The sequence below is a fragment of the Brevibacterium sp. SIMBA_078 genome, from assembly GCF_046534565.1.
GTDB lineage: Bacteria > Actinomycetota > Actinomycetes > Actinomycetales > Brevibacteriaceae > Brevibacterium.
In genome coordinates, this window is sequence record NZ_JAWRYQ010000005.1 from 287,861 (window position 1) to 310,665 (window position 22,805).

General features: G+C 65.7%; 17 protein-coding genes and 1 tRNA gene. 7 read left to right on the forward strand and 11 right to left on the reverse strand.

The annotated features are described in order from the left end of the window. Positions 1-42 precede the first annotated feature (42 nt). A complete protein-coding gene (locus SB749_RS18305) occupies positions 43-588 on the forward strand; it encodes a hypothetical protein (protein WP_410711556.1) in 546 nt (181 codons plus the stop codon). Then, positions 585-1,901, forward strand: coding sequence for a polyprenyl synthetase family protein (locus tag SB749_RS18310; protein ID WP_410711557.1), 1,317 nt, complete (start codon positions 585-587; stop codon positions 1,899-1,901). The genes SB749_RS18305 and SB749_RS18310 overlap by 4 nt, the downstream gene beginning before the upstream one ends. Before the next feature lie 90 nt (positions 1,902-1,991). Here SB749_RS18310 and SB749_RS18315 read toward each other — a convergent pair whose 3' ends face one another. Then, positions 1,992-2,342, reverse strand: coding sequence for an Rv2175c family DNA-binding protein (locus SB749_RS18315; protein ID WP_410711558.1), 351 nt, complete (start codon positions 2,340-2,342; stop codon positions 1,992-1,994). A 129-nt stretch (positions 2,343-2,471) separates the two neighbouring features. On the opposite strand from SB749_RS18315, the gene SB749_RS18320 reads away from it, so the two are divergent. Both SB749_RS18320 and SB749_RS18325 read left to right on the forward strand, forming a co-directional pair. Continuing rightward, a complete protein-coding gene (locus SB749_RS18320; RefSeq protein WP_410711559.1) occupies positions 2,472-3,611 on the forward strand; it encodes a LysM peptidoglycan-binding domain-containing protein in 1,140 nt (379 codons plus the stop codon). Further along, complete coding sequence (locus tag SB749_RS18325) at positions 3,608-5,872, forward strand: protein kinase domain-containing protein (protein WP_410711560.1); 2,265 nt, start codon at positions 3,608-3,610, stop codon at positions 5,870-5,872. Before SB749_RS18320 ends, SB749_RS18325 begins: the two co-directional genes overlap by 4 nt. 77 nt (positions 5,873-5,949) lie before the next feature. On the opposite strand, the gene SB749_RS18330 is transcribed toward SB749_RS18325, so the two are convergent. The 4 genes from SB749_RS18330 to gcvH are packed head-to-tail and all read right to left on the reverse strand — an operon-like array spanning position 5,950 to position 9,430. Then, on the reverse strand, positions 5,950-7,344 hold the full coding sequence (locus SB749_RS18330) for a class II 3-deoxy-7-phosphoheptulonate synthase (RefSeq protein WP_410711561.1): 1,395 nt from the start codon (positions 7,342-7,344) through the stop codon (positions 5,950-5,952). 10 nt (positions 7,345-7,354) lie between these two features. Continuing rightward, complete coding sequence (locus SB749_RS18335) at positions 7,355-7,840, reverse strand: bifunctional nuclease family protein (RefSeq protein ID WP_410711562.1); 486 nt, start codon at positions 7,838-7,840, stop codon at positions 7,355-7,357. 10 nt (positions 7,841-7,850) lie between these two features. Beyond that, entirely contained in the window at positions 7,851-9,026 is a 1,176-nt protein-coding gene (locus SB749_RS18340) for an FHA domain-containing protein (protein WP_410711563.1), read from the reverse strand. Beyond that, entirely contained in the window at positions 9,026-9,430 is a 405-nt protein-coding gene (gene gcvH / locus SB749_RS18345) for a glycine cleavage system protein GcvH (protein WP_101546267.1), read from the reverse strand. The genes SB749_RS18340 and gcvH overlap by 1 nt, the downstream gene beginning before the upstream one ends. A gap of 230 nt (positions 9,431-9,660) precedes the next feature. Between gcvH and SB749_RS18350 the strand changes: the two genes are divergently transcribed. Next, a tRNA-Pro gene (locus tag SB749_RS18350) sits at positions 9,661-9,737 on the forward strand. Positions 9,738-9,925: 188 nt separating this feature from the next. Here the strand turns inward: SB749_RS18350 and SB749_RS18355 are convergent. The 4 genes from SB749_RS18355 to SB749_RS18370 all read right to left on the reverse strand — a co-directional run bounded on the left by SB749_RS18355 (position 9,926) and on the right by SB749_RS18370 (position 14,625). Beyond that, positions 9,926-11,098 (reverse strand): MFS transporter, encoded by a 1,173-nt coding sequence (locus SB749_RS18355; RefSeq protein WP_410711564.1) that lies wholly within the window; start codon positions 11,096-11,098, stop codon positions 9,926-9,928. Beyond that, a complete protein-coding gene (locus SB749_RS18360) occupies positions 11,095-12,486 on the reverse strand; it encodes a sodium:proton antiporter (protein ID WP_410711565.1) in 1,392 nt (463 codons plus the stop codon). The genes SB749_RS18355 and SB749_RS18360 overlap by 4 nt, the downstream gene beginning before the upstream one ends. Positions 12,487-12,754: 268 nt before the next feature. After that, the gene (locus tag SB749_RS18365; RefSeq protein ID WP_410711566.1) at positions 12,755-13,258 is read right to left on the reverse strand and encodes a DedA family protein; all 504 of its coding nucleotides are present in this window, start codon (positions 13,256-13,258) and stop codon (positions 12,755-12,757) included. A 152-nt stretch (positions 13,259-13,410) separates the two neighbouring features. Then, positions 13,411-14,625 (reverse strand): amidohydrolase family protein, encoded by a 1,215-nt coding sequence (locus SB749_RS18370; protein ID WP_410711567.1) that lies wholly within the window; start codon positions 14,623-14,625, stop codon positions 13,411-13,413. 256 nt (positions 14,626-14,881) lie between these two features. On the opposite strand from SB749_RS18370, the gene SB749_RS18375 reads away from it, so the two are divergent. Both SB749_RS18375 and SB749_RS18380 read left to right on the forward strand, forming a co-directional pair. Beyond that, the gene (locus tag SB749_RS18375) at positions 14,882-18,841 is read left to right on the forward strand and encodes a Pls/PosA family non-ribosomal peptide synthetase (protein WP_410711568.1); all 3,960 of its coding nucleotides are present in this window, start codon (positions 14,882-14,884) and stop codon (positions 18,839-18,841) included. After that, entirely contained in the window at positions 18,771-20,297 is a 1,527-nt protein-coding gene (locus SB749_RS18380) for a M1 family metallopeptidase (RefSeq protein ID WP_410711569.1), read from the forward strand. The genes SB749_RS18375 and SB749_RS18380 overlap by 71 nt, the downstream gene beginning before the upstream one ends. Before the next feature lie 42 nt (positions 20,298-20,339). Here the strand turns inward: SB749_RS18380 and SB749_RS18385 are convergent, their stop codons facing one another. Next, positions 20,340-21,224 carry a GNAT family N-acetyltransferase gene (locus tag SB749_RS18385; RefSeq protein ID WP_410711570.1) on the reverse strand — a complete coding sequence of 295 codons (885 nt, stop codon included), beginning with the start codon at positions 21,222-21,224 and terminating at the stop codon, positions 20,340-20,342. Then, complete coding sequence (locus SB749_RS18390; protein WP_410711571.1) at positions 21,221-22,537, reverse strand: MATE family efflux transporter; 1,317 nt, start codon at positions 22,535-22,537, stop codon at positions 21,221-21,223. Before SB749_RS18390 ends, SB749_RS18385 begins: the two co-directional genes overlap by 4 nt. Between the last annotated feature and the right edge of the window lie 268 nt (positions 22,538-22,805).

The following is a 22,805-nucleotide window of genomic DNA, read 5'->3' on the forward strand; positions in this document are numbered from 1 at the left end:
GTTTCTTTCGGCTCCGCCGAACAGTCCAGGTACTCTTGAAGCATGGTATCGCGCACCGCTGTCATGACACTGCCCATCGTTGCCGCGCTCGCTCTCGCGGGCTGTTCGGGAAACGGTGGAGACAAGGCCGAATCGACCCCTTCGGCTTCTCAGGAGGCCTCGGCTTCCGCGTCCCCGACCGAGGACCAGACTGCCTCGTCCGAAGCATCGACCGAGGCCACGGGCTCGGACCCCGATACATCGAACGATGTGAAGGATCTGCCCGAGTACATCAAGCCGTACCCCGATTCCGAGGTGCTCTCCGCGTCGAGCGTCAAGGCTCACAACGACAAGGACAAGAAGCTGCCCGAGCAGGTCAGTCTCGTCGTCAAGGCGAAGGCCGATGCCAAGGACATCTTCGAGTTCTACGAGAAGGAGCTCGGCAAGGCGGACTTCGAACGCCTCGGCGATGAGGTGAAGACGAAGAGCGCCCGCGTGGTCAACTTCAAGCACAAGGACAATGACAGCGTCCTCGTCGTCACGGTCGCCGAGGATTCGGAGGACAAAGCGAATTCGATCGTGACCGTCGGCGGAAACATCGGTTCATGACCTCGCACAGATCAGGGTTGACCGGCGACGCCCCTGAGTCCGCCCCGTCCGACTCCCCTGAGTCCGCCTCGTCCACCGCGCCCGCCCCGTCCGACGCTCCCAGCTCGGCCGATGCCTGTCCCACCTTCGTCGAGTCCCTCGACTCTCCCGAGTCAATCGCTGGCGAGGTGTCCGCTCAGCTGGAGGCCTTCCTCGCTGAGAAGGCTGCCGAATTCGAGGCGATCTCACCCGATGCGACAGCGATCGGCGATGCGCTCATCGAGTTCACCCGCGGCGGCAAGAGGATCCGTCCCGTCCTGCTGTGGTGGGGCTTCCAGCTCGCCGGCGGTGACGTCCGCGCCGGCGTGGCAGGCGGGGCCGCAGCCGACCGGGCAACCGGCTCTGCAGCCGACGTCACCGTGGGTCTGGCTCAGGCAGCCGGTTCGCTCGAGCTGCTCCACGCCGCCGCGCTCATCCATGATGATGTCATCGACAATTCGGACACCCGTCGCGGCCGTCCGGCCCTGCACCGAGAGTTCGAGGCCCGCCATCAGCGCTCCGGATTCCATGGCGACGGCGCGTCCTTCGGCGTCTCCGCTTCCATCGTCATCGGCGATATCTGTCTGGCGCTGAGCGAGGAGTTCTTCGAACGTTCCCAGGAGGCCCTGGGCAACAGCCGCACGGCCCTCGAGCTGCGCGGAACCGTGCGCCGAGATGTCATGGTCGGTCAGTACCTCGACGTGCTCGCCGAGGTCATCCCGCTTAGCGACGACCGGATCGCCGAACGCGCATGGGAGGTCCTGAGCTATAAGTCCGCGAAGTACTCGGTCGAACAGCCGCTCCTCCTCGGCGCGGCCCTGGCCGGAGCGGACTCTGAGCAGCTGCAGGAGATCTCCGCTTTCGGCCTTCCGCTCGGACAGGCGTTCCAGCTGCGCGACGATGTGCTCGGCATTGCCGGTGACCCCGCGGCCACCGGCAAACCCGCCGGCGACGATATCCGGGAGGGCAAGCGGACCGTGCTCATCGCCGAGACCGCGGCCCGGATCTCGGCGGACCAGCTCGAGATCCTCGCCGCACGGTTGGGCGATCCGGATCTCAGCGACGCCGAGGTGGCCGAATGCGTTGACATGATCACGGACTCGGGCGGACTCGCCGCCGTCGAATCCTTCATCGCGGACAAGCATGCCCACGCAGCGACGGTCGTCGATACGTGGGCAGAGGCCGGTGCAGGTTCAGCGGCAGGGTCGACCGCCTCGGCGCAGGTGCGCATCGGGTCGGCCGCGCAGGAGCGGCTCAAGGGATTCGCGAAAGCCCTGAGCTACCGCTCCAGCTGAATCCGCCGGACCGCTTCAGGCGTACCCGACGGATCAGTTCGCTCACGGCGCTTACGGCTGAAAGCGCTCACTCTGCGCGGGCAGCCCAGATCAGAACGCGAGGGCCTGAGCGCGGCGGCGCACTTCCTTCTTGTTGCCGGCGCGAAGCAGATCGATGGGTCGGCCGGGCAGGGACTCGTCGTGAGTGAAGAGCCACACGATGGCTTCTTCGTAGTCGAATCCGGCGTCATAGAGGGTGTGCAGGGTGCCCTTGAGCGGTTTGACGACCTCGCCGTCGACGAAAAAGGCCAACGGAACCCGCAGAACCTTCGGATTGCCAATCTTGATTCCGCAGATGGCGCCGTCTTCGAGCATCCTCCGCACCTGGGAGATGCCGAGCCCGGTGAGCTCTGCGATGTCGGGCAGCGTGGCCCAGTCCTGGACGAGTTCTTCGGTATTCACGCCGTCAAGCGTAGCAATATTCGGCAGAAACACCCCGCCATGCGGTGCCGAATGCTCGGGTCGGGCCCGGCTACTCGTTAGGCTGGGGACCGTAGCTTCCCCACTCGACATGAAGTCAACAGGTGACAGATGACACGACCGCGACGGCACAGGCCCGTCACCGCCGCTCCTGACATCCGCGCCGCATCGAAGGTGAATTCGACCGGTCCGATCCCAGGAGCCGAACGGGTCGACCCCGAAAACGACTCCCCCACCGAGGCAGCCCCCACTACCGAATCCCCCGACGATCAGTCCGAGGACGCCGTCGAGGGCACATCCGACCGCCCTTCCGCTGACGAAGACGCAGCGACTTCGAGCACCGGCCCGCAGTGGATCTCGGGCACCGCGAGTGCCACCGTTCCCGTCACCCACGGCGGCCGCACGTACAAGGTCAAGCAGGGCGACACCCTCTATGGTGTGGCCAGCAAACACGGCGTCTCCGTGCCCGCGCTGGCCGAACTCAACCGCATCTCGCCGCGTCAGAACCTCCACCAGGGTCAGGTCCTGTCCCTGCCGGAGAAGAACGATCTGCCCGACGATGATCCCTCCCACGTCGTCGTTCCCGGTGACACCCTGCAGGGAATCGCGGCGCGGCACGGAATCTCGCCGGCGACCCTGCGGCAGGCCAACGCCATGGGCGATGACTCATTCATCACCGTCGGCGAACTCCTCCTGCTGCGCCCGTCGAAGGCCCGCCCGCGTCGCACAGCCCCCGAAGCGCCACGCGACATCCCCCGCGTCGCCGCCAGCGCGCAGGTCGAGGGCATCCGCCCCTCGGTGCTCCACGCGGCGCGACTGAACAAATACACCCTGCTGCACCGCCGCCATCCGGCCCCGGCGCAGGCAAAGCTGCTCGTCGCCTCACTGGCTGTCGAACTCGGCGCCGATCCCGCCCTCATGCAAGCCGTCGCCGCCGCGGAATCCGGATTCCAGCACACGACGGTCTCGGCCGGCAATGCGATCGGAATCATGCAGATCACGCCCCGATCCGGTCGCTGGGCGTCCGATATCGTCGGTCGCGGACTCGACCTGCTCGACATCGAAGACAATATCGTCGCCGGCACTGTCATCCTCGGCTGGCTCATCGAAACCGCCGAATCGGAGAACGAAGCCATCGCCGGCTACTACCAGGACCTGCGCTCGGTTCGCGCCGACGGACTGCTGCCGGAGACGAAGACCTTCGTCCGCGCCGTCCAGCTGCAGCGTGCGCGTTCGGAGGAGGCCCTGTGACCGCCCGCCGAGACCCCCTCATCGGCACGGTGCTCAATGACCGCTACCGCATCGATGCCAAGATCGCCCGCGGCGGTATGGCCATGGTCTACCGAGGCACCGACCTGCGACTCGACCGAGAGATCGCGATCAAGGTCATGCACGAGCACCTCATCTCCGATGACACCTTCGTCGAACGCTTCCGCCGGGAGGCCATCAACGCCGGTCGGCTCACCCACCCGAACCTCGTGGCCATCCACGATCAGGCGCGCGACGGCGACATCGTCTACCTCGTCATGGAATACCTGCCGTCGGTGACGCTGCGCCGCGAGCTCAAGCACCGCGGAACCTTCACGCCCAGACAGGCGATCGTCGTCCTCGATGCGATCCTCGCCGCGCTCGAGGCCGTGCACTCGACGGGGATCATCCACAGGGATCTCAAACCCGACAATGTGCTGCTGGGCACCGACGGTCAGGTCAAGCTCGCCGACTTCGGTCTGGCCCGTGCCGTGACCACGGCGACGACGACGAAGACCCTCATCGGCACGGTCGGCTATGTTGCTCCAGAGCTCGTCACCCGAGCCGGAGCCGATGCCCGCACCGATCTGTACACGGTCGGCATCATGTTCTACGAGATGCTCACCGGCGCTCAGCCGTATACCGACGACGTACCGATCCAGGTCGCGTACCGTCACGTCCACGACACGGTTCCGCCGCCGTCGGACGTCGTCACCCGCCTGAGTCCGCGCTTGGACGCACTCGTGCTGTGGGCGACGTCGAAGGACCCCGAGGACCGCCCTGCCGATGCCGCCGAATTCCGTCTGGCCCTGGCCGAAGCGCGCGCGGAGATGTCCGAGGCCGATCTCGACCTCGGAGATCCGCAGATCGCCACCGGTGAGCACTCCCCCGCGCTCACCGCGAGCATCGACCTCGGCGAAGAGGTGCCGAAGGAGAAGCGCTCCCGCACCGACGAGATCCCGTATCTCGAAGGCGAAGAGGACGACACCGAGGCGGACACCGGTGCGGCCGGTCCGGACGCTGCCGATGACGACGAGTCCTCCGCCGAGGCGGCTGCCGAGGAGGCTGCCCACGACGATGCCGACGGGGTCGACGGCACCGAGTCGGACGACTCTGATCCTGACGATGACGCCGACTCCGATGACGCCCATCGTGACGATGACGACCACACGGCCGGTGCTGCCGGCGCGGCCGCCGTCGCTGCGGCCGGAGGCGGAGTGGCCGGCGCCGCGGTTGCCGGGGCCGGTGCGACCGCCGATTCCCCCGACGCAGACACGACAAGCGCCGAAGCCGCAGGCGCTGCCGACGCCGCTGCAGACTCGGACGATTCGGACGACTCCTCCGACCGAGAGGACTCCGACGACGAACCGGAGTCGCAGGATTCGGATTCCGACCGCAACGATAAGGCCGCGGTCGTCGCCGGCTCCGCGGCCGCCTCGGCGGTGGCATCTCCCGCCCGACGTCGCCGACGGCGCGTCCTCACGGGGCTCGTCGCCGTGGTCGCCGTCCTCGCGCTGGTCGCCTGGTTCGTTGTGGCGAACCTGCCCACACCGAAATCCATCGTCCCCGGTGAGTTGGCGGGCAAGCCCGTCGAGGAGGTCACCTCGCAGCTGGAGGACAACGACCTCAAGGCCGAGCCCAAAGAGGTCTTCGACGACAAGGTTCCCGCCGGCACTGTCATCGGCACCGAACCGGTCAGTGGTGCGGAGCTGGCCCCCGACTCGTCCGTCACGGTCGTCGTGTCCAAGGGTGAGGAGAAGTTCGCGGTTCCGAAGCTCGAGGGCACGAGCCGCGACGATGCGGAAGCCGCGCTGAAGAAGGTCAACCTCGAGGTCGGCAAGGTCGAGGAGAAGTACAGCGACACCGTCGCCAGGAACTCCGTCATCTCGGCTTCGCAGAAGGCCGGGACGAAGCTGTCGAAGGGCGAGAAGATCGACCTCGTCGTGTCCAAGGGCGTCGCGCCGATCCCGGTTCCCAACGTCGAGGGGCTGACCTTCGACGCCGCCTATGCGACTCTGGCCAAGCGCGGATTCCGCGTCGGCAAGGACGAGGTCTTCTCCGACGATGTCCCCAAGGGCAAGGTCGTCTCGCAGTTCCCGAAGAGCACCGAGGCGAAGCCCGCGAACTCGCTCATCATCGTCCGCGTGTCCAAGGGCGAGGAGAAGAAGGAAGACTCCGACTCGAAGGACGACAAGAAGGACGAGAAGGACGACTCCAAGGACAAGAAGTCTGACGACGATAAGAAGGACGACAAAGACAAATAGGACTCGTCGGTCAGACGACAAAGCCGGGGGCTCCGCAGAAGATTCTGCGGAGCCCCCGGCTCAGTCAGTTGTGGCGGTTACTGCCGGCGAGTGAGGTACTCGGCGACCTGGAACGCCATCTCCAGCGACTGATCGTGGTTGAGGCGCGGGTCGACGAGGGTCTCGTAGCGGCGACGCAGGCCTTCGTCGTCGATCTCGGTGGCTCCGCCCATGATCTCGGTGACGTCATCGCCGGTGAGTTCGATGTGCAGTCCACCGGGGATCGTGCCCGCGTCAGCGTGGGCGTTGAAGAATCCTTCGACCTCGGCCATCACATCTTCGAAGCGGCGGGTCTTGTACCCGGTGTTCGAGGTGATCGTATTGCCGTGCATCGGGTCGCAGACCCAGGTCACATGCGGCAGACGGTCGCCGATGCCTTTGAGCAGAGCAGGCAGCGACTCACCGATCTGACCGGCACCCATGCGGGTGACGAAGGTCAGGCGGCCGGGCTCGGCGTCCGGGTCGAGCTTCTCGGCCAGGGCCAGGGCGTCATCTGCCGTGGCAGTGGGGCCGAGCTTGACGCCGATGGGGTTGCGCACCTTGGACAGGAAGTCGACATGGGCACCATCGATCTCGCGGGTGCGTTCGCCGATCCACAGGAAGTGGCCGGACACGTCGTAGGCTTCACCGGTGCGTGAGTCGATACGAGTCAGTGCACGTTCGTATTCGAGCAGCAGCGCCTCGTGGGCGGCGTAGAACTCGGTGGTCTTGAGTGCATCGAAGTCGGCTCCGCAGGCATCCATGAAGCGGATGGCACGGTCGATCTCGGCAGCGGTCTGCTCGTAGCGCTGGTAGCCGGGGTTCGATGCGAGGAAACCGCGGTTCCAATCGTGGACGAATCGCAGATCGGCGAAGCCGCCCTGGGTGAACGCACGGATGAGGTTCAGCGTGGAAGCGGAGATGTGGTACGCCTTGAGCAGACGCTCCGGATCGTGGCGGCGGGATTCCTCGGTGAACTCGTAGCCGTTGACGATGTCTCCGCGGAACGACGGCAGGGTGACTCCGTCACGGGTCTCCATGTCGGCCGAACGCGGTTTCGCGAACTGACCGGCCATGCGGCCGATCTTCACCACGGGCATCGATCCGCCGTAGGTGAGCACGGCCGCCATCTGCAGAACCGTCTGCACACGGGCCCGGATCTTGTCCGCCTGGGCTCCGTCGAATGATTCGGCGCAGTCGCCGCCGGCGAGGACGAAGGCTTCTCCGCGCGAGGCGGCGGCGATCCGCTGCTTGAGCACATCGGCTTCACCGGCGAAGACCAGCGGAGGTGAGTTGCGCAGATCGGTGAGCACCTCGTCGAGCGCGGCACTGTCGAGATACGTCGGCTGCTGCTTCGGATCCATCTCTCGCCAGTCGTCGAGACCGCGGAGATTGTCGTGGCCGGCGGCGGCGATTTCTCTGTTGGACAGGACCGGATCGGTGTGGAGACTCAATGTTTCACTTTCATGGGTTTTCGGTACCGGTCTCGAAGTCCTCGGCCGACACATTGTCGAGGAAGTCTCTGAACTGTGCGACTTCCTCTTCATCGGCCTCGGGGGCTTCGATTCCGGACTCTTCAAGCAATTGTGTTTCGACGAACACGGGGCAGTCGGCTGTCAGCGCCAGAGTCACCGCGTCCGAAGGGCGCGCGGAGATCGACTTCCCGTCATTCGTGTGCAGCTCCGCCAGGAAGATCTGACCGTCCTTGCCGGTGATCGTCACGTCCTGCAGCTCGGCCCCGTACTTCTCGAGGACGTCGAGGAGCAGAGCATGTGACATGGGGCGTGGCGGGGTCAGCCCCCGCTGCGCGATCGAGAGCGCATTGGCCTCGATCGCACCGACCCAGATCGGCAGATAGTACGCAGGTTCGCTGGCCTTGAGCAGCAGAATCGGTTGGTTGGCGGGCATTTCGATGCGGACGCCGACAACCTCGACTTGGACTTTTGACATTATCCCCCGGTCAGGAGCGCGGACGCTGCTGGAAGATCATTCGGAACTTGCCGATCTGCACATCGGCTCCGTTCTGCAGTTCGATGGAGTCGATGAGCTGACGGCCCACATAGGTGCCGTTGAGCGAGCCCGTGTCGCGCAGAGTGAACCCGCTGGGTGTGCGGATGAACTCGGCATGCTTACGCGAGACGGTGACGTCATCGAGGAAGATGTCGGCGTTCGGGCTGCGGCCCACAGTGACCACGTCCGTGTCGAGCAGGATCTGCGAACCGGAGTCCGGTCCGGAGACCACGACGAGCAGAGCATCGGCATCCTGCAGACCGTCGAGGTCGGGAACCGGGTGGATCTCACCGGTGTGCGGATCCAGGATTCCCTGGAACTGCTGGCTGCCCGAATCGTTCATCGCGTCCTGTCCGCCGTTCGTCGGCGCGCCCTGCGGCTGACCGGACTGAGGCTGGCCGCCCTGCGGTTGACCGGACTGCGGCTGACCATACTGGCCGGGGCCGGGCTGGCTGCCCTGCTGCTGATTGGGATCGAACTGGCCGTAATGGCCAGCCCCGTTCGAACCGTACTGCTGCTGGCCGCCCTGCTGCGGATGGTTCTCGTACTGCTGCTGACCCTGGCTGCCCTGAGGCTGCGCAAACTGACCGGCCCCATTGGAGCCGTACTGCTGCTGACCCTGACCGCCCTGCGGCTGGCCGCTCTGCGGCTGGCCGTAGTTCTGCGGCGGATACTGATGCTGCTGGGGCTGATACTGAGGCTGCCCCTGGCTGCCCTGACCCTGTCCGGCATACGGCTGATTCGCCGGCTGCGACGCACCATAGTTCTGTCCGCCCTGCGGGGCGCCGCCGAACTGCTGACCGTTGCCGTACTGCTGGCCGCCCTGCGGGGCGCCGCCGAACTGCTGACCGTTGCCGTGATTCTGGCCGCCCTGCGGCGTGGCGCCATGGTTCTGGCCGTTGCCGTACTGCGGTGCCTGCGGGGCGCCGTCGGCAGGCTGCTGACCGTAGGGAGGGGTGTTCCCCTGACCGCTCTGGTCGACCTGAGGATTCATCCGAGTCGCCGACTCGTCAGCGCCGTTGCCGTTTCCGGCTCCGAACGGGAACTTCTTCGACTGCGGGACCTGTCCGTTGTCATACCAGGGCTGCGAGGGGGTCGGACGATTCTGATCGTGGTTCTGCGACATTACGCCTCCTCGCTCTGAATGAGCTCTTTGTACGCTTCGCTGTCCATCAGCGATTCGAGCTGTGCGGGGTCACTGAGTTCGACGAGATACATCCACCCGTCTTCGAAGGGAGACGAGTTCACGGTCTCCGGTGAATCGTCGAGTGAGTCGTTGACCTCTGTGACGGTCCCCGACACAGGTGCGATCAGGTCGGAGACACTCTTCGTGCTCTCGACTTCACCGCAGGACTCCCCTGCGGTGACCGAATCCCCGGTTTCAGGCAGGTCGACATAGACGACGTCACCCAGCTGTTCCTGGGCGAAATCAGTGATACCCACACGGACTACTGCGTTGTCTTCCGTGGTCGCAACCCACTCGTGGTCGCGCGAGTACCGCAAAGACACTGGATAATCCAGATCTGCCATGTCGACTCCTCTAGTTTGTCGGTGTACCAAGCATAGCCGCCTGGGCCACTTTCATAACAATCACGAAACGGAAATGTTACTGAGTCACCCTGACAGGCATCTGCACGTCCCGCTTCTTCGGTATCTACCTGGGATGATACCTGTTTTTCGAAGGTCACGGAACGCGGTTTTGGCAGTTGGCCACTGATCGGTATAAGCTAGTTCTCGTTGCCCACGAGGGAGTACGGTAACGGGCTATGGCGCAGCTTGGTAGCGCGCTTCACTGGGGGTGAAGAGGTCGTGGGTTCAAATCCCGCTAGCCCGACCACCGGGGTCATCACCCGCTTGCAATAGAACGTGTCGCCACTTCGCTGAGACGAAGGAGCGGCACATTTTTCGTTCCCCGCAGCTATAAGACCCGCGTTGCGGCGTCGCTAATTCAGTTCAGGCCAGGGGACTCAATTCAGGCCAGAGAACATCCCCCGTCCGAGCCAGGGAACATCTCGCCCACATCCGTCAAGCCCGACGCACGTCCAAGCGGTTTGCAAAGACCACCGTCAGGAGTCCGACGAGCACGAGGATGCCGAGTCCCCACCGCAGTCCCGCTCCCGTGGCGACGACCCCGACCGTCGGACTCGTCCCGAGGTATCCCACCCGCATCAGCCAGTTCACCAGCGTCACTCCCCCGGCACGGCCGACCCCGGGCAGACGACCTGCCGCTCCCAGTGCACCGGGCACGAGCGTCGCTGAGCCGAATCCGAGTGCTCCCATCGCAACGAGCAGCAGAACGGGTTCCTGGGCTGCGATGACGCCGACTCCGCCGACGGCGATGAGTCCGCCTCCGAGGCGTGCGATCCGACCGGCCCCGAACCTCGTCACGAGCACGTCCCCGCTGAATCGTCCGAGGCATTGGCTGCCGATGACGACGCTGAAGGCGATCCCCGCCGAGGCGGCCGGAACTCCTGCGAATTCGACCGCGGCCAGCCCCGCCCAGTTGTTCGCAATGTCTTCGACCGCGGCCCCGCAGATCGCGACGATCGCCAAGGGCAGCGCAGCCCAGAGGACCATCCGTTTCGATCGCCCCACGGTTCCGTCTCCGCCACGGCCTTCAGGTGCGGCGTCGGAATCGGCGACCCGCCTCGGCGAGGCATAGTCCCCGATCAGCCGGCGCCCCACGATCGTGATGACCACGGCTGCGACGCCGATGAGTCCCAGCCATATTCGCATGTCGGCACCGGAGCTGGCGGCCGCAGTTGCGGCAGCTCCGCTGAGCAGACCGCCGAGGCTCCACAGCGCATGCATCGACGACAGGATCGTGCGTCCGGCCCGCTCCTGGACGGAGATGCCGACGACGTTCTGCGCGACATCGACGATCGCATCGCAGCATCCCAACAGGAGCAGGCAGATCGCCATCATCACGCCGTTGACCGACCACGCCGTCGCCGAGGCGGCCACACCGAGCATCACCGTCCCGCCGATGACGACGCGGTGGGCTCCGAATCGGGCGATGAGAGCGGCAGGCAGAGCCGAGGACAGCAGCGATCCGACGGCGAAGCAGGCGACGACGAGGCCGAACTGCCAAGAACTCAATCCGAGGCGGTCGACGAGCAGCGGATACCACGGCAGGAGGGCGGCGAAGACCGCGCCGTTGCCGGTGAAGTAGAGGCCGACCCCGGCCGCGGCCCTCATTCTGCCTTCACGGCTTTCGCCGCGCGCAGGTCACGCCCGGCCTGCCCGAGGATCACGAACGCGGCCAGGACTCCGAGCAGAATCCACCACAGTGAACCGGTCATGAAGATGAGCACCATCGAGGCGAGGATCGGCGCCAGACGGCGCAGCGACCACCACACGTAGCCGCCGAAGCTCGGCATCGCCACGTTCGCCGAATCTGCGACGGACTTGACCATGAAGTTCGGTCCGTTGCCGATATACGTGATGGCTCCACCCATGACGGCGCCGAGCGAGACCGCGATGAGCAGCGTCTCGGGCACTCCCGCCACCTTCGGTTCGCCCGGCACTTGGGCCGCCATCTCGAAGAAGGTGACATAGGTCGGAGCATTGTCGAGGACGGAGGAGAGGCCGCCGGTGAAGATGAACAGGGAGATCTCGCCCAGCGGGATCTTGTGGGCGATCTGCCCCAGGTACTGCAGGGCCGGCATCATCGTGAGGAAGATGCCGATGAAGAGCGACCCGACTTCGAGGATCGGCGTCCAGGTGAACTTGTTGAGGTTGAACCGGGCACCGCGGTCACCGATGAGGAACGACGCCACCGCGGAGCCGAGCATGACGAGCTCACGCCACGGCACGAAGTCCGAGGCGCTCGCATGTCCTGTTTCGATCGCGTGCATGTCGACCGAGGGGATGAACGCGACGGCCACGATGATGATCGCCAGGAACAGCAGACCGCTGGCGCCGCGCAGGCCGAGCTTCGTCGCATACTCGGCGTCCCTGGCCAGCGCCTCGGCCGGTTCCTTCGCATACATCTTCTTATCGAGGGCGAAGTAGCTGATCAGCAGCAGAGCGTTGACGAACAGCCAGTACGGCCAGAGCCCGAACGTCCACTCGAAGGGCACGCCGCGCAGCATGCCGAGGAACAGCGGCGGGTCGCCCAGCGGTGTGAGCAGACCACCGCAGTTCGCAACGATGAAGATCGTATAGATGACCGTATGTGTGCGGTGTTTGCGGTCCTGGTTCGTATTGAGGATCGGGCGGATGAGCAGCATCGCCGCACCGGTGGTGCCGATGAACGAGGCGAGCACACCGCCGACGGCGAGGAATATCGTGTTGTTCCGCGGTGTCGCCTTGATGTCGCCGACGAGGAAGATTCCGCCCGAGGCGACGAAGAGACTGCCGATGAGCACGATGAATTGGAAATACTCGAGCAGCGCGTGGATGACGGTCGTCGACTCTCCACTGAGCAGGAACCAGAGCGCGATCGGCACACCGAGGATGAGCGCGACGATGAGTTTGACGAGGTTGCGATCCCAGATCTTCTCCGTGGCCGGGATGAGCGGGAGCACTGCGATGCATCCGAGCAGCAGAACGAACGGAATGATGCTCCACCAAGCCACAACCATCCGGGGACTCCTCTACTCACCGTCGACGAGCGTCCTCGCCCAATCGACTCTGCCGCTGTCCCACTCTACTGAACCTGCGAAGGCCCTCTGTCCGCGGTCTGCCACACGGACATTGTCTCCCACGCGGACATTGTCCTCTCCCCGAACCTGCTATGCCGAATGGACGCGCCTTGACTCACGGGCGCGGTGAGAACAGAGGGGCGGACGCACGTTCGCCGAGGCGGCCCGTCAGTTGGCAGGGGTGCCGGTCAGTCAGCAGGGGTGCCGGTCAGTTCGCCGAGGCGGAGGTCGACTCCTCGGCGGGAGTGCGATCCTTGCGCAGTCCGATGAGCAGACCGCCGATCGCGACGACGAAGACGAGGCCGAGCCCGACGGTCAGTCCCGGTTCGGCTTGGTAGGCCTTGGCCACTGCTTTGAAGCCGAGGAACCCGACGGTCGAGTAGATGAGCGCCCACAGCGATCCGCCGACGGCGAGCGCCGGGACGTAGCGGCGGTAGCGCATCCCCGTGGTTCCGGCAGCCAGATTGACCACTGTCTGCAGTCCGACGGTGAGGAAGCTCAGGGCCACGACGGGCGCCCCGAAGCGGTCGATGGTGTCTTCGGCCCGCCGGTACTTGGGTCCGGCCATGATCTTCTCGACCCGGTGGAACTTGCGGATCCCCTTGCGGGCGAAGCGGCCGAGGAGGAAGGTGCCGCCGGCGCGGACGACGATGATGCCGAACATGATCAGCCATGTCACTGCGATCGGAAACGACCAGTCGAGCGGGTTCATCGTCGGGGCGCACTCCTCTCTCTGGGCATTCGGCTGCGCGGCCGCGCTGCGGCTTCACGGATCGGTCGCTCCCATCATAGCCCCGTTAGGTTAGGTTTCCCTCACAGCGCGGCCGGTCGAGACCGATCTCACCCACCTAGGCGGTGAACCGTTCAGACGATCTCACCGTCGAGGTAGACCGCGTCGACCCGGTTCTCGATTCCGCGGACGTCGGCGGTGCGCAGGTCGCCGTCCACGACGACGAGGTCGGCCAGTCCGCCCTCGCTGATTCGGCCGACCCGATCGTCACCGAGCAGGCGGGCCGCCACCGAGGTTCCGGCGGCGAGCGCCTCTGTCGTGGACAGTCCCACCTCGGCCAGCAGGCTGATCTCTTCGAGGTTCTCCCCGTGCGGGCCGACTCCGGCATCGGTGCCCAGCGCGATCGGGACTCCTGCTTCGTGGGCCCGGCCGATCGACTCCTGGTGGGCGTCGACGACGCGCCGGGCCTTGTCCACGACGGAGGCGGGCAGTCCGGCACCGGCATTGGAGGCTTTGATGACGGCCTGCGGGGCCTGCAGGGTCGGGACGAGGTAGGTGCTGTGTTCGAGCATGAGGTCGATGGCTTCGTCGTCGAGATAGATGCCGTGTTCGATCGAACGCACCCCGGCGCGGACGGCGTTCTTGATTCCCGGTGCGCCCTGCGCATGGGACATCACATGCGCACCTTGGGCGGCCGCCTCGGCGACGATGACGGCGATCTCGGCTTCGGTGAACTGGGAGTGGCGCGGATCGTCGCGCGGGGAGAGCACTCCCCCGGTCGAGCAGATCTTGATGTGGTCGGCCCCGGCTCGCAGCAGCTCACGGGTCTTCTTCTGCACCTCTTCGAGTCCGTCGGCAACTCCCGACGGCCGTCCCGGGTGCGGGGCCAGGAAGGGAGACTCCGCCCCGGAGACGAGGTGGAAGTCTCCGTGCCCTCCAGTCTGGGACATGATGTTGACGGCGATGGTCAGCCGCGGCCCGCGCACCACTCCGGTCTCCACCGCCACCTTCGCACCGAGGTCGGTGCCGCCGGCGTCGCGCACGGTCGTGACTCCGCCCTTGACGGTGGCTTCCATGTTCTTCACGGAGTTATAGAACTGGAGCGAGAACGGGTCGTGGAAGTTCGAGGTGGCTGCCGCGCCGCTGCTCGTGAGGTGGACGTGGCAGTCGATGACTCCGGGGATGATCGTCTTCCCCGTGCAGTCGATGTGGTCGTCTCCGGCGTTGTGCGAACCCTGCCCTCCTTCCGCCACCGAGGCGATCCGTCCGCCGTCGATGACGACGTCCCGGGTGCCGGGCAGGAAGCGGGTTCCGTCGAAGACCGTGGCGTGGGTGAGAACTGTGACCATGGGCGTGCTCCTCATCGTTGAAAATCAGCTGGTCGACCGTGGACGGCCGTCCCCTCACATCTATCACGGACGACCTCTCCGTGACGATCAGGGCGGTGACACGGAGAACAGTGACTTAAGATCAGATATCGGAACCGGAACGCGCACTGTTCGCGCCCCGACCCGTGTTCACGTCCGCGACACCTTCCTGGGTTATGGTCACCGGCGGTACCGGTCGGCCCGGCGCCGATCATCTCCCGAACGACCCGGAAGACACGTGAGAGAATACGCACCGCAGTTCCCGTCCCCTGTACGGCCCCGTGAGGACCGCACCCTCATCGACGTCCTCCTCGAGTCGGCCGCCGCGCATCCCGATCAGCCGGCCCTCGACGACGGCACCCGGGTGCTCAGCTATTCGGAGCTCATCACCGCGATTCGCGATCTCGCACTGGAGATGGCCGAGACCGGGATCGGCCCCGGTGACAAGGTCGGCGTCCGTGTCCCTTCGGGGTCGGTGGATCTGTACCTGGCGATCCTCGCCACGCTCATGCTCGGCGCGGCCTACGTTCCCGTCGACGTCGACGATCCGGATGAGCGGGCGCGCACTGTGTTCACCGAGGCGGCCGTGACCGGAGTGATCACCGCCGGACCACACATCGAATCCCGCACCGACCGCGGACCCCTCGACCGTTCCGAGCTGCGGTCCCCCACTCCCGATGACGACTGCTGGGTGATCTTCACCTCCGGGTCGACGGGCACCCCGAAGGGCGTTGCCGTCACCCACCGTTCGGCCGCGGCCTTCGTCGACGCCGAGGCGGCCCTCTTCTGCGTCGAGGAGCCATTGGGTCCCGGCGACCGCGTTCTGGCGGGACTGTCCGTGGCCTTCGACGCCAGCTGCGAGGAGATGTGGTTGGCATGGCGGAACGGAGCATGCCTGGTCCCGGCCCCGCGTGCGCTGGTGAAGTCCGGGATGGATCTGGGTCCGTGGCTGTCGTCGCGGCAGATCACCGTCGTTTCGACCGTGCCGACCCTGGCCGCGCTGTGGCCGGCGGAGAGCCTCGACAATGTCCGCCTCCTCATCTTCGGCGGCGAGGCGTGTCCGCCGGAGCTCGGGCGCCGGCTCAGCGACGATGACCGCGAGGTGTGGAACACCTACGGCCCCACCGAGGCGACCGTCGTCGCGTGTGCCGCCATGCTCGACGGATCCGAGCCGGTGCCCATCGGCCTGCCGCTCAAGGGCTGGGACCTGGCCGTCGTCGATGCCGAGGGCACGCCCGTCGCCGAAGGTGAGACCGGTGAGCTCATCATCGGCGGAGTCGGACTGGCCCGCTATCTCGATCCGGCGAAGGACGCCGAGAAGTTCGCTCCCATGCCGAGTCTCGGCTGGGAGCGGGCGTACCGATCTGGAGACCTCGTCATCAATGATCCGGCAGGACTGATCTTCGTCGGTCGCGCCGACGAGCAGATCAAGCTCGGGGGCAGGCGCATCGAGCTCGGCGAGATCGATGCTGCACTGCAGGCCCTGCCCGGTGTCGAAGGCGCTGCCGCTGCGGTGAAGAAGACCGCCGCCGGCACGGACGTCCTCATCGGCTACCTGGCCCCCGGTGCCGGTTCGGGCGAGGCCGACCTTCCCGCCTGGGAGGCCCGACTGCGTGACGAGCTGCCGGCCGCGCTCGTTCCCCGTCTGGCTCTCGTCGAGGACCTGCCTACGAAGACCTCGGGCAAGGTCGACCGCAATGCTCTGCCCTGGCCGCTCGATGACGGCGCCGAGGCGGCCGGATCCGATGAGGTCTTCGACGAGGACACGGAGTGGGTCGCCGAGCAGTGGGCCGCGGTCCTCGGTGCCCGCCCCGGCAGCGATACGGACTTCTTCACCGCCGGCGGCGGTTCCCTCGGTGCGGCGCAGCTCGTGTCCCGACTGCGCACCCGCCATCCCAGCGTCACCGTCGGCGATATCTACGCCCATCCGCGCTTCGGCGCCCTGTCCAGACTCTGCCTCGGCGAAGAAGGGTCCGGCATCGGACCGACGGGACCCAAGCGCACGATCACACGGACCTCCCGGGGGATGCAGGCCTTCCAGGTTCTGCTCGGGATCCCGGTGCACATCCTCGGCGGGATCCGGTGGGTGGTGCTGGCGATGCTGGCAGCCAATATCGGTGTCGGACTCGGCGCGGATCTGCCGCTGACTCCGTGGCCGGTCGTCGCCGTCCTCTTCCTCGTCTTCGTCACCGCCTGGGGACGGATGCTCATCTCGGCGGGAGCAGCGCGTCTGCTCATGATCGGGATCCGGCCCGGGGACTATCCGCGCTCGGGCTGGGTGCACAAAAGGCTGTGGCTGGCCGAGCACATCGCCGATCTCGCTGCGGCGGTCTCGGTGGCGAGCGCACCCTGGGTGACCTGGTATGCGAAGCTGCTGGGCAACCGCATCGGGCCCGATGCGGATCTGCATTCGGTGCCGCCGGTGACCGGTTTCCTCACCCTCGGCGAGGGTGCGGCGGTCGAACCCGAGGTCGATCTCAAGGGCTGGTGGGTCGACGGTGATCTGCTGCGCATCGGACGCATCGATATCAGTCGCAATGCCACGATCGGTGCCAGGTCGACCCTCATGCCCGGCGCGGAGGTGGGCGTCGGTGCCCTCGTCGAAGCCGGGTCTGCGGTGACCGGTCGGGTGCGGAAGAATCAGATCTACTCGGGATCGCCGGCCGTTCGCGTCGGGAAGGCGAAGAAGTCCTGGCCTGCTCCCCCGCCCAGGCGGCGTCTGCCGTTCCTGTTCTATGCTGTGGGCTCCCAGATCAATGCGCTGCTGCCGTATCTCGCTGTGGTGCCGGGCGTCGCCCTGATGCTCGCGCTGTCCGGGATCGAGGTCGTCGAGTCGCCCTGGCTGCTGGTGGCGTGGTCACCGGTGGTGGCCTGTCTGTGGTTCTTCACCACTGCACTGTTCATCCTCATTGCGGTGCGGATCCTGGCGATCGGCATGGAGGAGGGAGAGTTCCCCGTCCGCTCGGCCCGCGGCTACCGGGTGTGGGCGACGGAGCGGCTGCTCGACATGGCGCGGGACCTGCTGTTCCCCCTCTACGCGTCGATGCTCACCCCGTGGTGGCTGCGCCTCCTCGGTGCGAAGGTGGGGCCGGGCACTGAGATCTCGACGGTCGTCTTCGTACCGAAGATGACGACGATCGCGGCCGGTGCCTTCCTTGCCGATGACACGATGGTCGCCAGCTACGAGCTCGGCCACGGCTGGATGCGAGCCGGTCGCGCAAAGGTCGGCAAACGCGCCTTCCTCGGCAACTCGGGAATCGCCTCCCCAGGTCGCAGGGTGCCGAAGAACTCCCTCGTGGCAGTGCTCTCGGCAGCTCCGGCGAAGGCGAAGAAGGGATCGTCGTGGCTCGGCTCTCCCCCTATGCAGCTGCGCCGCGCCGCCGTGGAATCCGACGAGTCACTCACCTACGCTCCGACCTTCGGGGTGAAGACCGCCCGTGCCTTCTGGGAGACCCTGCGGATCTCATCGATCATCGCCGGCGGTGTGCTCATCACCGCCGTCGTGCTCACCATCTGGTTCTTCCTCGGTCTGCCGGGCGGGGTGGCAGCTCAGTCGACGACGTTCCTCGCCTCCGTGCTGTTGGCCCTGCTCACCTCGGGGATCGTCATGATGGCTGCCGGTGCGGTGGCGGCGGGACTGGCCGTGGCCGCGAAATGGATCCTCGCCGGTCCGATCCGGCCCGGGGAGCATCCTCTGTGGTCGTCATTCATCTGGCGCAACGAGGTCGCCGACTGCTTCGTCGAGCTCGTGGCGGCCCCCTGGTTCGCCCGGAATGCCGTGGGCACTCCTGCGATCGTGTGGTACCTGCGGGCGATGGGTGCGAAGATCGGTCACGGCGTGTGGTGCGAGTCCTACTGGCTGCCGGAGGCCGACCTCGTCGATCTCGGGGACAACTCGACGGTCAACCGCGGCTGTGTGGTCCAGACTCACCTGTTCCATGATCGGGTGATGAGCCTCGATACCGTTCAGCTCGATCCCGGTGCCACTTTGGGGCCCAACAGCGTCATCCTCCCAGCCTCCACCCTGGGCGAGAACGCCACGGTGGGAGCGACGTCGCTGGTCATGCGCGGCGAGTTCGTGCCGGCCCATGCCTACTTCAGCGGCAATCCTGTCATACCCTGGGTGGATGCCCCAGAACTTCCCTCACTCCAAGAAGAAGGCCGAGACGAAGACCGATCGAGCCGATCGCATGCTTGACTCCTATACGCAAGGCGTCGGCAACGCGGATCTTCACATCGACCACTACGATCTCGACCTCGACTACCGGATCGGTCCGAACCGTCTCTCGGCCAGGGCGGTGCTCAAGGGCCGCGTGCTCACGGACACCTCGTCGATCGTCCTCGATCTCACGGGCCTGCGGGTGACGAAGGCCAGCGTCAACGGCAAGAAGGTCCGCTTCTCCGCACAAGGGAAGAAGCTGCGGCTGACCACCCCGGCGCTGAAGAGTGACCAGCCGGTGGTCATCGACATCAGCTATACGGGCAATCCGGAACCGACGATCGGCACCTGGGGAGATGTCGGTTGGGAGGAGCTCGAAGACGGTGTGCTCGTGGCCGGCCAGCCCGTCGGTGCCTCGACCTGGTTCCCGTGCAATGACCATCCTTCGAACAAATCTCAGTACCGGATCTCGGTGCTCGTCGAGTCCGAGTACACGGTGGTGTCCAATGGGTCGCTGACGAAGAAGACCCGCAAGGCCGGGCGGACCCGCTGGACGTATGAGTCGACGACTCCCCTGGCGACCTACTTGGCGACGGTGCAGATCGGTCGCTACAAATACGGGCAGATCCCGCTGAGTTCCGGAACCTCGGGATTCGGTGCTGCGATGCGGGGCGCTGCGAAGGATGCCGTCGCCGGATCGGCCAGAGATGCCCTCTCGAGCGCCGTCCGAGGAGTCGCCGGCGCTGCCGGCAAGGACGTGTCTGTTCACGATTCATCGGGCCAGCGCACCACGCACAGCCGGACCGAGTCCCCCGTTCCCCTCGGCGTCTATGCCGACGATCATTGGGATGTGGCCGTCGAGCGCCTCGGCGTTCAGCACGGAATGATGAACCTGTTCATCGAACGCTTCGGCCCGTACCCGTTCGACGTCTACGACGTGGTCGTGACCGATGATGTGCTCGAGATCCCGCTCGAGTCGCAGCCGCTGTCCGTGCTCGGGCCCAATCATCTGGGGCCCGAGTGGGAGGCCGAACGCCTCGTCGCCCACGAGATGGCGCACCAGTGGTTCGGAAACTCGCTCACGCCGTCGCGGTGGAAGGACATCTGGCTCAACGAGGGCTTCGCCTGCTATGCAGAGTGGCTGTGGTCGGAGGAGTCCGGGCGTGCGAGTGCCGATGAACGTGCGCGGCAGTGGTGGGACGAGCTGTCCTCTCAGCCGCAGGACATCTTGCTCGGTGATCCGGGAGGGCCGGACATGTTCGACGACCGCGTGTACAAGCGCGGCGCCCTGTGTCTGCATGCCTTGCGCCTCGAACTCGGCGATGCAGATTTCTTCACCGCCGTCGGCGAGTGGACGAAGCGGTACCGTCATTCGTCGGTGAGCACCGAGGAGTTCATCCAGTGCGTCTCGGAGGCGGCAGACCGTGACATCGCCGAGGTGGTCCGTCCTTGGCTCGAGGAGCTCGAACTCCCGAAGCTGCCGGAGCTTCAGTAAGGGCCTGGCTGCGCCTCAGCCGGGTCCGGCCGCACTGCCACTTCAGCCGAGCTTGCGGACGAGCACGTCCGAGTCACCGTTACGTCCGACGGACACGAATCCGTGGTCGGCGTAGAGTTTCGCCGCCCCATTGCCGTCTTCGACGGACAGACTGACCGCGGGGAAGCCGCTCATCCGCGCCAGAGCACAGACCGTGTCGAGAAGGGCGCCGCCGATTCCCTGGCCTTGGTGGTCGGGCAGCACCGCCATCGAGAGTTCAGGGATGTCGGCCGCCACCCAGCCATATCCGGTGAAAGGCATCTGGTCATCCGTCGGCGTCAGATCGGCGGCCGTGCTCGATGCGGTGCCCTCGTCTGCATCACCAGCTGCGGGGCTTTCTCCGGCTGACTCGGAGTTATCGGCGCTTTTCACAGTCCGTGAATCGTGCTCGGCTTCATCTGCCGCGTCCTCGGGCACAACTTCGCTGCGGACGACCTCGTTGCCGGTCTTATCCAGGGCGGCGGCGAAGTCTTCGCCCACCCGTTCGTCGGCTTTCCCGACAACGTCGTCGATATTCGCCAGTCGCACCCAGGCGAGCCCAACGATCGGTGACTGCGCATCGGCTTCGGCGTGCACGGCGACGGCGATATCTCCCTCGCGTCCCCAGCCGCGGTAGTAGAAGACGGCATCGCTGCGGTATCGGAGGTCCTCGAGTTCGATTCGGGGCCTGTCCATCGACCAGTTGAAGCACAGGTCGAGGAACGGCAGGAAAGTCTCGTCATCGGTCTCGGCCGGGAGCGGACGGATCCGTCCGCGCAGGGAGGCGGCGGCCGCCTCGGCGGAAGTGTTCTGAGAATCAGCTGAAGGGTTTTGCGAATCGGCGGAGGTGTCCTGCGAATCAGCGGAGGTGTTCTGAGAATCATGAGCGTCAGTGTGTGCAGCGTTCATGAGATTCCTTTCTCGACGGCGCGTTCGATCCACGCCCGGTTGCGTACTCGCCAGCCCAGTGTCAGGGCGCGGAAACCGACGAATCCGATGCAGAAGCCGGCCCAGAGCCCGGGTGCTCCCGGCCAGATGTTGATGATCGGGATGAGCAGAATCGCGTATCCGATCACAGCGACCAATTGTGCCAGAGCCAGATACTTCGCGTCCTCAGCTCCCATGAGCACTCCGTCGAGAACGAACACGTACCCGGCGATCGGCATGCTCAGGGCGAGGACCGGCAGGAGTGCGGCCAGGGCCGAGACCACCGCCGGGTCGGAGGCGAAGGCGCGGGGGATGATTCCGGAGCCCGCGAACAGGACGACGCCGACCACGATGCCGAAGACGATCCCCCACAGGCACAGGCGGCGGTTGATCGCGGCGACCGCCTCGGTGTTCTTCGCCCCCAGTTCGAGGCCGATCATCGCCTGGCCGGCGATGGCCAAGGAATCGAGGGCGAGGGCGAGAGCGAAGAAGATGCTCTGAGCGACCTGGATCGCGGCGAGGTCCGTCGTGCCCATCGCCGTGGCCAGGAGGACGAGGAGGATGAGGGCCGCGCGCAGCGAGGCGTTGCGCACCAACAGCCATCCGGAGGTCTTCGCGGAGGTGAACACACCTGTCCAGTCAGGGCGGATGCTGGCGTGGAGGCGACGCGCCGCGCGGATGGAGATGGTGAGGTAGACCGCGCACATTCCGGCCTGCGCGATGACCGTGCCCATCGCCGATCCCGCGACTCCCATGTCGAGGCCGTAGATGAAGAGGGCGTTGAGGCCGATATTGACGATGCAGCCGGCGGCCGCGACGATCAGCGGGGTCTTCGTGTCCTGTAGACCGCGCAGCAGTCCGGTGGCCGCGATGACCATGAGCATGAACGGCAGACCCCACCACGAGATCGCCAGATAGGAGTGTGCGCCAGCGGTGATGGTCGGATCCGGGTCGAAGGCCTCGATCGCCGTATTCAGCAGGGGCAGTCCGATGATGATGAGCAGGACGGAGGTTCCCAGTGCCAGCCAGATTCCGTCGAATCCGGCCGTGATTGCGCCCGGTCGGTCCCCCGATCCCATCCGTTTCGCCACCCGCGGTGTGGTGGCATAGGCAAGGAATATCATCAGACCGAGCACCGTCTGCAGGATCGTCGAGGCGATCGCCAGCGATCCCAGAGCACCGGCACCGAGGTGGCCGACCATGGCCGTGTCCGTGAGCAGGAAAATGGGTTCGGCGATCAGGGCTCCGAGTGCGGGAAGAGCCAAACGGAGAATGTCTTTGTCGATCGCTGCCACGCCCCGATTCTAGCGAACCTGTTGTGCGGTGAGTCCGTCAGGAACCAGTTGTGCCGTGAGCCTGTCGCGAACCGGCGGTGCGGTGAGTCCGTCGCGATGGATCACTGCACAGCAGTTGTGGGTTCAAGCCCGATCGAAATGTCATGTCAGTGCCGAACTGTAGAGTCAGGGGACAAACAGATCAGTCTTGATTACTTTGAGAGCGAATTAGTTTTTCACAATCCTAATAGTTTTTTTGTTCTATTTGTAATCGGATTGTGACATCCAT

What these genes read in the sequence shown, in the direction of transcription:
- SB749_RS18385 (WP_410711570.1), bottom strand. Translation starts at nt 21,224, where the DNA reads ATGAACGCTGCACACACTGACGCTCATGATTCTCAGAACACCTCCGCT.
- gcvH (WP_101546267.1), bottom strand. Translation starts at nt 9,430, where the DNA reads ATGGCAGATCTGGATTATCCAGTGTCTTTGCGGTACTCGCGCGACCAC.
- SB749_RS18335 (WP_410711562.1), bottom strand. Translation starts at nt 7,840, where the DNA reads ATGTCAAAAGTCCAAGTCGAGGTTGTCGGCGTCCGCATCGAAATGCCC.
- SB749_RS18380 (WP_410711569.1), top strand. Translation starts at nt 18,771, where the DNA reads ATGCCCCAGAACTTCCCTCACTCCAAGAAGAAGGCCGAGACGAAGACC.
- SB749_RS18365 (WP_410711566.1), bottom strand. Translation starts at nt 13,258, where the DNA reads ATGAACCCGCTCGACTGGTCGTTTCCGATCGCAGTGACATGGCTGATC.
- SB749_RS18305 (WP_410711556.1), top strand. Translation starts at nt 43, where the DNA reads ATGGTATCGCGCACCGCTGTCATGACACTGCCCATCGTTGCCGCGCTC.
- SB749_RS18310 (WP_410711557.1), top strand. Translation starts at nt 585, where the DNA reads ATGACCTCGCACAGATCAGGGTTGACCGGCGACGCCCCTGAGTCCGCC.
- SB749_RS18360 (WP_410711565.1), bottom strand. Translation starts at nt 12,486, where the DNA reads ATGGTTGTGGCTTGGTGGAGCATCATTCCGTTCGTTCTGCTGCTCGGA.
- SB749_RS18355 (WP_410711564.1), bottom strand. Translation starts at nt 11,098, where the DNA reads ATGAGGGCCGCGGCCGGGGTCGGCCTCTACTTCACCGGCAACGGCGCG.
- SB749_RS18370 (WP_410711567.1), bottom strand. Translation starts at nt 14,625, where the DNA reads ATGGTCACAGTTCTCACCCACGCCACGGTCTTCGACGGAACCCGCTTC.
- SB749_RS18340 (WP_410711563.1), bottom strand. Translation starts at nt 9,026, where the DNA reads ATGTCGCAGAACCACGATCAGAATCGTCCGACCCCCTCGCAGCCCTGG.
- SB749_RS18320 (WP_410711559.1), top strand. Translation starts at nt 2,472, where the DNA reads ATGACACGACCGCGACGGCACAGGCCCGTCACCGCCGCTCCTGACATC.